A 9,385-nucleotide genomic window follows, 5' to 3' on the forward strand; every position below is an offset into this window, starting at 1 on the left:
CTTGGCGTCGACGGGGAAAGGGAGGTAGGCGTATGTGGAGACTGGTGATGGCGGCCTTGGCACGTCTCAGGCCGGGGGCGATACAAGCCGGGGCTGGCGGAGAGCCGCCGGCGGATGGTGCGTCCAAGTGGCCCAAGCGTTTGGCCATCGGCGGTGGGCTGGTGCTGGTGCTGATACTCGGCACGATGATCTGGTGGTTCGGGCCGCGGTGGCAAGCCTTCGGTACGGCTCCGTTGGAATCCTGGGTCACGCGCTTGTTGGCTAGCCTGTCGCTCCTGGGGGGCGTGGCGGTGATATGGGGTATCTGGCTGGCCCGGCGCTTGCGTGGTTTCGATGCCCAGCGTCGACAACAGGAACAGCAGCAGCGTGATCCCTGTCTTGAACCCCTGGCGCGCCAGGAGGTGCGCCTGAACCGGACGCTGTCTGAGCTGAGTCAGGTGCTGGGGGGAGGGGCTGACTCACGCTATCGCTTGCCCTGGTATCTGGTGCTGGGGGTCGAGAATGCGGGCAAGACCAGCCTGATCAATCGCTCTTGTCCCGAGCTCGCCTTGACCCGGGTGTTGCGAGCGTCGGGGCAAGCCAATCGGGAGGAGTGGGGCTTCGACTGGTGGATCAGTGGCGACAGGGCGGTGTTGATCGATCCGGACGGTGAGTTGCTGACACAGGGAGCCCTTCAGGAGGGGGAGCCGGCGGAGCTGGAGCAGCGACGGTGGAAGCATTTCGTCGCTTGGCTGGCGCGCAGTCGTCCACGTCGTCCGCTGGATGGGGTGGTATTGGTGATCGATATGCAGCGTCTCAATGCGGCCGAGGTGGCGGTTCGGCAGGCCTATGCGGCCTTGTTGAGGGCGCGGCTGCGTGAGCTGATGGAGCAGCATGGCAGCCGACTGCCGATCTATGTGACTTTCAGCAAGATGGATCTGTTGAAGGGCTTCGAGGTTTTCTGCCGCTACGACTCCCGGGTCGACCGACAGATGCCGTTCGGTGTGACCTTCTCGGCGGACTCTCTGCACCATTCCGGTGGCTGGGAAGCGGAGTTTTCCGCTGCCTATGACGAACTGCTGGGCCGTCTCAACCAGGCGTTGCCCCGGCTACTCGCCGATTGTCGGGGGCGTGATGAGCGTGAGGCGGTATTTAGTTTCATTCGCCAGTTGGCGGGGCTGCGCGACATTCTCGAGGGGTTCCTCAAGGACCTGCTGTCCGGTGACCGTTTCTCGACCGAGGCCCTGGTACGTGGCGTCTATTTCACCTCGGTCTATCAACAGGGCGTACCGGATGACCCTTTCGTCGAGGCCGCGGCGCGACGCTATGGAATGAGCGAGGGCGTACAGCCTGCGCATCGAGCCTCGTGCTCGACGCCCTATTTCGTGGAGGCACTGTTCGAGCGGATCATCTATCGCGAAGCGGGATTGGCCGGTGATAATGCCCGTGCCGCCCGGCGCCGCCTGCTCCGGAAACGGCTGGGCACGGCGGCTTATCTGGTGGTCGGTCTCGTTCTCTTTGGCGGCTGGGGCCACTTCTACCAGCTCAACTCCGATGCCCTGGCGAAGGTCGAGGCAAGGGTCACGACGCTGCTTGCCAGTGATGCCCTACCGTCCCAGTCGGATGCCTTCGACGAGGCATTATTGGTGTCGCTGGATCGCTTGCGCGAGGCGCGCGAGGCCTTCGGGGGGCATGACCGTCCACTGGTTCGGTTGACCCAGATGGGGCTCTACCAGGGCCACAAGATCGGGCGTGCCCTGGATAGCGCCTATCTGGCAATGCTGGAGCAGTCACTGCTTCCCGCGCTGATGCGTGAGCTCCAGGAGGAGATGCGCGCGGTGGAACCGGGCAGCGATGCGCAACTGGTGCTGCTGCGGCAACTGCGCATGCTCTCCGATGCCAGCGGTCGTCAAGCCGAACGGGTGATGGCGTTCATGCAGGAGCGTTGGCAACACGCCTTCCCGCTACGCGGCGATGTGCAGCGGCGCTGGTGGGCCCACCTGGAGTACGCCTTGGCCCATAGTGACTTGGAGGGGCGGGCCCGGGCTGGGGACCACGACGCTCAGGCGGTGATGCACTCTCTGCAAGGTGAGATCGCCTCGGCACAACGCATGCTTGCGTTGCAGCCCATGGCCGATCGCGTCTATGCCACCATGAAAGCGGCGAACGACCGCCCCGGGCAATTCCATGACCTGCGTCAGGTGATCGGCACGTCATTCAACCGGCTCTTCAGGGATCGAGAGGCGGGTGAGGGTTCGCTGCACATCCCCCTCTGGCTGACAAGGGTGGGGTTCGAGAACGACTTCCCGAAGGCGCTGGAACGGGCCAGCGAGACGGCCTGGATCGATGCCTGGGTGCTCGGTCAGCGTGACGATATCGATTTCAGTGCCGTGGATCGGCGTCGATTGGAGGAGGCGTTACGCGACCGGTATGCCAGCGATTACCAGGCGGCCTGGCGAGATGTTCTGTCGCGTATCGAGCTGGTGCCGTTGCAGGGGCTATCCCAGGCGCTGGAGGTGACCGAGACACTGGTCGGCGCGAGCCGTCCCCTGGAGCGGCTGCTGAATGAAATCGCGCATCAGACCCGCCTGAATTCGCCGCTGCCGACCGACGATGAGGCGGTAGACATCGCCGTCGTGGACTCACCTCGTTACCGCTTGGCCGAAGAAATCCAACGTCATTTCGCGCCACTCACTGCGCTGAGAGACCGGCACGATGACCATCCCTCACGGCTGGATGAGATCGAGCTGATCATCGGCGAGCTCCACGAGGCCTTGCGCCGGCTCGCGGCGCACGGTGACCTCGAACGTCAGGCTTTTCTCTTCGTCCGTGACGACCTGGCATTACCGGGGGAGGACCCCATCGCTCGCTTGCGGCGCAGCGCCGAAGAGCTCCCTGCGCCCTTGGCAGGCATCCTGCGAAGCCTGGCCGACCAGAGTCGGCAATTGTTGACAACGCTGGCCGTTCAATACCTCGAACGGCAGTGGCGAGTCGAGGTCGTGGAGCCTTTCCAGGATGGCCTGGCCGGGCGCTATCCCCTGGCGCCACAAGCCACCCGGGAGGTGGCACTAGCCGACTTCGAGGGATTTTTCGCCAGCGAGGGTATCCTCGATGCATTCTATCGGCACAACCTGCAGCCCTTCATTGAGGGGGCCTCCCGGTTCCCTACCCAGCAGGGTGAGGTCCATCTGGGGGCGGGGGTCATCGAGGCGCTTCAGCGCGCCGAGCAGATTCGCCGGGCCTACTTGAATGGCGAGGGAGGTCTAGAGGTCGCCTTCGACCTTGAGCCGCTCGCCCTGAGTTCCGACAAGCGGCGGGCCCTGATCAATGTCGATGGGCAATTGATCGACTATACCCACGGGGTCAGCCGTCGGGTGCCGCTTATCTGGCCGAACGGCTTGCGCGATGACAACGAAAGCCGCCTTACCCTGGTGCCAAACCAGGTCAATCGCTCCCCTCGCAGTCTTCGCCATCATGGGCCCTGGGCCTGGTTCCGGCTCCTCGATCAGGCCCAGGTCACGGGCGTTGGAGAGCGGGAGCTGGAGCTTCGTTTCACCCTCGATGGTGGCAACATGCGTTATCGACTCAGCACCACAGCAAGACATAACCCCTTTACCCGTCCACTGGTGGCAGGCTTTCAGTTACCCGGCTCTCTCTATGTCGCAGGAGAACCCGCGCATGCTAGCGACACTTAAACGTTGGTTGACGCCCCTGATGGCTGGCCGGGCCGACAGCGGCGAAGAGGCGGTGGCGACCTCAGCAGCGCTGGTTTCCGCCGATGAAGGCGATATTGCCGTCTTCCTGACCGCGCTAGAGCGCGCCGAGCTCGACGGGGCCTCTCCCTGGCGGCTTGGCGGCGAGGAGCGGCTAGAGGCCCTGCGTCGCGCCCTGGAGTTCGTGGTGCGTCATGGCGTTTGGCCACAGCTTGTGGGGCAACGGATCGCCTACTGGCAGGGGCAGCTGTTGACCTTCAGGACAGCGCGGGGCGCACCGCTGGGAATGCTGCTGGTTTGCCGTAGCGCGCCCGAGAGCGCATGGCAGTTGCTTTTCTTCTTTATTGTCCCCGAGGCCCGGGGGCGTGGGCATGGGGCCCAGCTGTTGTCAGCGGCGTGCCAGCGCTTCCCGGATGCCCCCCTGCAGGCACGCTTGCCGAAGGCGGCGAGCGCTGCGCAGCAGTGCCTGATCACCACTGGCTTTCGACGGCAGCATATCGATGCCCTGGGCATGGTGACCTATGAGTTGGCGCAGGTGCGTCAGGACATGCGGATCAACGCGGGTAATGAGGGAGAACATTGAAATGAGTAACCCCACAGGACGGCAGTTTACCCTGAGTCTCGCCGGCGCCGATGAAGCCGAACTGGCGGTCGTCGACTTCAGCCACGAGGAACGGCTGTCATGCCCTTTTCAGCTGCGGGTGCATTTCGCGAGTCCCACGATGGCGTTGGTTCCGGGCGATTTGCTCGATCGACCCGCGACCCTGACGGTGTGGCTGGATGGGCGAATACAGCGGCGCTTCCATGGCATCATTGCCGAGCTTGGCTGCGGAGAACGCATCCGGAGGCGCCGTTGCTATGAGGTCGTGATACGTCCCGCCTTGTGGCGTCTCGGTTTGCGTCAAAACTCGCGTATCTTCCAGCAGCAATCGCCGCTGGCGATCATTAAGCGCCTCTGCGAGGAGCATGGCCTCGGGGAGCCGAGCTTCGTGGTCGCCCGTGAGCCCGCCGAGCGGGAATTCTGCGTGCAGTATCGTGAGACCGACCTCGATTTCCTCGAGCGCTTGGCCGCCGAGGAGGGATTCTTCTACTTCCATGAATTCGAGGATGGCGATTTGGCTGGGCATCGGTTGATCTTTGCCGATAGTCCCCAGGCCTTGATTCGGCGTGGCGAAGTCATTTCCCATCTCGGCGACCCCAATGGCCAGAATCGAGGGATCCGTATCCTGAGCCAGGAGTCGCGCATTCGCCCGAGGCGCGTCACCCTCAAGGACTACAGCTTCAAGCAGCCCGATTATGCCCACGAACATAGCATGGAGGCCGGTGAGAGTGAGGTAGTGCCGTCCAGGGACTATGAGTGGTTTGATTACCCCGGACGTTACAAGGCGGATATCTCCGGGAAGAAGTTTACGCAGATACGCCTGGAACACCTGCGTAAAGACGCGCTGACGGCAAAAGGCGTCAGCGAACTCCCCGATATGCAGCCGGGGTGGAAGTTCGAACTGACGGGGCATGAGGTAGTGAGCCTAAATGGCGAATGGCAGGTGGTCTCTGTCCACCACCTTGGTGAGCAACACCAGGCCCTGGAAGAAGAGGCGGTCCCCGCCGAAGCCATGACACGCTATCACAACGAAATCATTATCGTGCCCGCGAATACCGCCTGGCGGCCGGAGCCGAACCCCAAGCCCTGTGTCGATGGTCCGCAAATCGCCACCGTCGTGGGGCCCGAGGGCGAGGAGATCTATTGCGATGAGTTTGGCCGGGTCAAGGTGCAGTTTCCCTGGGATCGCTATGGTAGCCATGACGAAAAGTCCAGTTGTTGGGTCCGGGTGACCCAGAGTTCGGCGGGGGGTGCCTGGGGGGCCACGAATATTCCTAGAGTCGGCAATGAGGTCCTCGTCGATTTCCTGGAAGGAGACCCTGACCAGCCGATCATTAATGGCAGGACCTATCACGCAAAAAACAAGCCGTCTTATGAGCTTCCTCGGGCGAATACCAAGACGGTAATGAGAACGAAAACTCATAAGGGAGAGGGGTTCAATGAAATCTCCTTCGAAGACGAAGCCGGCAGGGAGGAGCTCCTGATCAAGGCCTGTCGCAACAAACGAGAGCGTGTACCGAAGGGGGCGGTTAGCGTGGTGGGATTTGATCATGACGAGAAACTTCACGCGATGTCGGCCGTCGCCGTGTTGTTTTCTGGAATATGCCCCGTGCTCGCGACTAGCATGGTGGTGGCCGAGGATATCGTGAACAGTGATCTGGAGTGATGCCTGTGATGTTACTATTGAGAGGAGGTGAGACATGCCGGGAGTAATGAGTAATGGCGTGGCTATCATGCATGCCATAAGTCAATATCAATGTGTGGCCGTGATGCATTCTCTGGCTCCTGTTCCACCGGCTCCTCTGATTGATCCTGAGCCATCCCGGGTGATGATAAATAATATTCCCGTTCTGACCGATGGTGCCATCACCGTTTGCTGTGGTGATAGGGTTATTACCACTGCTATCAATGTAAAGGTAAATGGAAAGCCGGTGATCTTGTTCAAAGATAAGACGCTTCAGGGGGGCACGTTTATTCCGTCGGGCTAGGCGCAACAGGAGAAAGAAGCCTCTGCTTTTAATGCGTTGTGAGCATTGGGGTTAAGCGAAAGTTGTTCTTGATTTCTTGATAAGGGGATGGGTCATGTCGGATACGAATGCTGAGAATGCTGAAGAGAGCGCGAATGCTGAGAATGCTGAAGAGAGCGCGAATGCTGAGAATGCTGAAGAGAGCGCGAATGCTGAGAATGCTAAAGAGAGCGCGAATGCTGAGAATGCTGAAGAGAGCGCGAATGCTGAGAATGCTGAAGAGAGCGCGAATGTTTCCATTTCTAAAAACCAAGTTACATTTTCTATGCCTACCTCTACTTCGGTTGCCCTAGGTGCTACGAATTTTGCCTATGTGGGTCAAAAGGGGTTTCATTCTATTGGGGCAAGGGCGGATGTTAATCTTGATTTTGTGGAACTCAATTGGACAGTGGTTCAAACGGGGAAGGTATGTAAGACCACGGGACCTCTGCCTTGGTATCATCGTTACTCACACAGGGGTAATGAGAATAATTATTATTACGGCAACCAGGAGAATCACTATTGCTCCGGTAGTATAAGAAATATCTATTACCTTAATGGGGGGGGGAGGGCGTGTACAGTAAGTAATTTTTATAAAAAGCCTGAGGAGGAGCCTGAGGCTGAAGTAAAGCTAATGTCTGAGGTCGAGGGGACGGTTCAGGTCGAGTGTGAATATTATGTAGTAAAGGCTGCCAATGCTGCAGTCGGCGCCTGTTCTGAATATAGACTTTCTCCGAATTTTGCGGTGTTATTTTGTACGGATGATACGGATGAAAAGGGCGCTGAATCATATTTTTGCATAAGTTCTAAGGAGATTGAGTCTGAAGCGAAAACTATCTCCATCAAAAGTAGTGATGGGCCAAGTATAGAGGTGAGTTCCACGGGGATTCTGCTTAAATTCAATGATAGCACCTATATCAAGCTATCCAATGCTGGAGTCGAGATAAAAGGGTCGATCATTAATCTTAATAATTGACAATGGGTGGGCTTATGAATGAGGTGCTTTTCTCGACGGTTATCGTTTCGACACCGGATGGTGACCCGGAATTGTATAATATTGCCTATCTCCCCGGTGATCGAGGGCTGCGGGAGAGACTCGCCAGTGACTTTGGGGATAGCGGTGCCGGCTTGATTCGTCTGGGCGCGCCCTTGACGTTGCAAACGCTGGAGCGGCAAGGGCGAGTCTTCCCATGGATGCGGCAGCTCGGCGCGAATGTCAGTGACGAAAACCCCGTTATCCTTCGACGCTTGAACGTGATGCCGACGGCCCCCGACGCTTCGCTAAGTCCGTCAGAAGCAAGGCAGGATGGCTTCGAAGAAGCCCCCATCGTCCCAATGCTGATAGATGCCGAGAAGTGGCCCGTCGACGGCCCCTTGTTGGTCGTGTTCAACGTCAGCGAGGCCTGGTCGGCATACCGTCATGTGCGTTCCAGTCGATGGCCGTTTGTCCGTCTGTGTGACTATGCGGAAAGCAAGTATCCCTGCACGATAGGCGTGCCTTTCGATCACTGGAACGACGACGCAAAATCATTATGCGACTTGGCCGCTACGTCCTACGTGATTGAGCAGGTGCCCGATGGCTTGGCCCCCTCGGAAGAAGAGGCTAGAACGGTTCCATTCGATTATGCCAAACAAATACTGATCAATTTTTATGATCCGAAGATCATGTGTCTTGCCACCGGTGAGATCGATCCATTAGCCGAAGAGCATGGCAAGGAGGAGGCTACGCCAACCATCGTCAGGGTGATAAATGGTGATAGGCTTTTTTACCGGCGCTATGAAGAGCGAGAGGGCGTCATCGACTTTCCTCGGGAGAACGGTGCCTATGATAACGATCCCATTCTGGCGGACTCGGTCGCACTTCTCACCAGGCATGCCCTGTTGGAAACCTATTTGGAATCGCGCGACGTCTTTGTCGATGCGCCAAGCCATGTGCGGTCAGGGCTGGGTCTGGCCGATGTGTCCGCATTTGTCGATGAAGCGGAGTTTAATGCCAGCTTCTTCGACGATGCGCATGAGTGTATTAGGCTATATATTTGTCATGTCGAGGAGGAGCTGCATTACAGCGAGATTTTATTCCTGGTTAATGCCCTGTGCGTGTCGGCTGGTGAAAGGGAAAGCGTGGTGGCACGTTTCAAGGAACTCTTGGCGGCACCACCGGTTATCGGTTTGAGAGAAAAGTTGAATTTGTTCTATGTGGAGGCCATCAGTTCATCGGATACTGAACTTGCGGCGATGAGAGCGTCCGCACCCTCTGAGGCGTTTCTTAAGGGGCTGGGCAGTTAGGCGGTTTATGCAGCTTCCTGAATTCTACCAATAATCACCGCGCCGCAGTTTCAGCAACTGGATCATGGCGGCCTGGGTCAGCTCCGCCGTGACCCGGGCCAGCCGAGCGGCCAACAGGTAACCACTGCGACGCTCCACCAGCGTGACCAACCCCGACTGCTTGTGTCCTTGGATCACGGTATCACCCTCCCAGTGACGATTGTCGATTCCCGCCGGACGGTGCTCGATGCTCATCCGGTTGGGGATCTTGCCCAGCCCAGCACTTTTGGCCTGGGCACGGTGTTTGCTGCGCCGCTTGGGTTGGAGGAAGTGCTGCCACAGATCTCCACTTTACTTTGGTCGGTAAAGCAGGGAGGGTACTGGCGCTGGCCCTCTGCTTCTACCGCGTGATCCAAAGTGCTGCGCTTATTCGATGAAGCCAGGAACAGTAAAGACACATTGTTTAACTATTTCGGGGAAGAGTAATCTATCTCTTTGGGTTATTCTGGTAAGGCGAAAAAGGATTGATAATAAGGGGGTGAGATACAGTTTGTAAGAAAGTTCTGTGTGGTCTTTATGGCGTGAATATTTCTCAGCCTGGAAATGATGTTAAAATAAAAGATGAAAGGTAGCTTGATGAAGATAAAGAAATGTTTCAACGTCGATCGCAGTGAAATCCTCGATCGCAGATTTAATGTTTTCTACGCTCTAAGTCTCGGGAATAAATACTTCACGCAAGAGCGCACTAGGCTTTGTCCGAAAACTCGAATTTGCTAATGTCACCTATGCCGAAGCAGCATAGGTGACCCATGGCAGGACGC

The 9,385-nt window shown here is 58.1% G+C and carries 6 protein-coding genes and 1 pseudogene; 6 read left to right on the forward strand and 1 reads right to left on the reverse strand.

Annotated features, from left to right (window positions below; genetic code table 11):
- The first annotated feature begins 32 nt into the window (after positions 1–32).
- The 6 genes from tssM (at position 33) to IHD13_RS16270 (ending at position 8,585) form a co-directional block, all read left to right on the forward strand.
- Entirely contained in the window at positions 33–3,674 is a 3,642-nt protein-coding gene (gene tssM / locus IHD13_RS16245; RefSeq protein WP_195862082.1) for a type VI secretion system membrane subunit TssM, read from the forward strand.
- Complete coding sequence (locus IHD13_RS16250) at positions 3,658–4,275, forward strand: GNAT family N-acetyltransferase (RefSeq protein WP_195862083.1); 618 nt, start codon at positions 3,658–3,660, stop codon at positions 4,273–4,275. Before tssM ends, IHD13_RS16250 begins: the two co-directional genes overlap by 17 nt.
- Position 4,276: 1 nt before the next feature.
- Entirely contained in the window at positions 4,277–5,959 is a 1,683-nt protein-coding gene (locus IHD13_RS16255; RefSeq protein WP_195862084.1) for a type VI secretion system Vgr family protein, read from the forward strand.
- 34 nt (positions 5,960–5,993) lie between these two features.
- Complete coding sequence (locus IHD13_RS16260; RefSeq protein WP_195862085.1) at positions 5,994–6,281, forward strand: hypothetical protein; 288 nt, start codon at positions 5,994–5,996, stop codon at positions 6,279–6,281.
- Between the two features lie 94 nt (positions 6,282–6,375).
- Positions 6,376–7,275 carry a hypothetical protein gene (locus tag IHD13_RS16265; protein WP_195862086.1) on the forward strand — a complete coding sequence of 300 codons (900 nt, stop codon included), beginning with the start codon at positions 6,376–6,378 and terminating at the stop codon, positions 7,273–7,275.
- 14 nt (positions 7,276–7,289) lie between these two features.
- Positions 7,290–8,585 carry a hypothetical protein gene (locus tag IHD13_RS16270; protein ID WP_195862087.1) on the forward strand — a complete coding sequence of 432 codons (1,296 nt, stop codon included), beginning with the start codon at positions 7,290–7,292 and terminating at the stop codon, positions 8,583–8,585.
- A 36-nt stretch (positions 8,586–8,621) separates the two neighbouring features.
- Here IHD13_RS16270 and IHD13_RS18595 read toward each other — a convergent pair.
- Positions 8,622–8,912, reverse strand: a pseudogene (locus tag IHD13_RS18595) (IS30 family transposase); the annotation flags it as partial.
- Positions 8,913–9,385 lie beyond the last annotated feature (473 nt).

Origin of the sequence: Halomonas sp. 328, from assembly GCF_015645095.1 — a bacterium.
In the GTDB taxonomy this organism is placed as follows: domain Bacteria; phylum Pseudomonadota; class Gammaproteobacteria; order Pseudomonadales; family Halomonadaceae; genus Bisbaumannia.

What these genes read in the sequence shown, in the direction of transcription:
- IHD13_RS16250 (WP_195862083.1), top strand. Translation starts at nt 3,658, where the DNA reads ATGCTAGCGACACTTAAACGTTGGTTGACGCCCCTGATGGCTGGCCGG.
- tssM (WP_195862082.1), top strand. Translation starts at nt 33, where the DNA reads ATGTGGAGACTGGTGATGGCGGCCTTGGCACGTCTCAGGCCGGGGGCG.
- IHD13_RS16255 (WP_195862084.1), top strand. Translation starts at nt 4,277, where the DNA reads ATGAGTAACCCCACAGGACGGCAGTTTACCCTGAGTCTCGCCGGCGCC.
- IHD13_RS16270 (WP_195862087.1), top strand. Translation starts at nt 7,290, where the DNA reads ATGAATGAGGTGCTTTTCTCGACGGTTATCGTTTCGACACCGGATGGT.
- IHD13_RS16265 (WP_195862086.1), top strand. Translation starts at nt 6,376, where the DNA reads ATGTCGGATACGAATGCTGAGAATGCTGAAGAGAGCGCGAATGCTGAG.
- IHD13_RS16260 (WP_195862085.1), top strand. Translation starts at nt 5,994, where the DNA reads ATGCCGGGAGTAATGAGTAATGGCGTGGCTATCATGCATGCCATAAGT.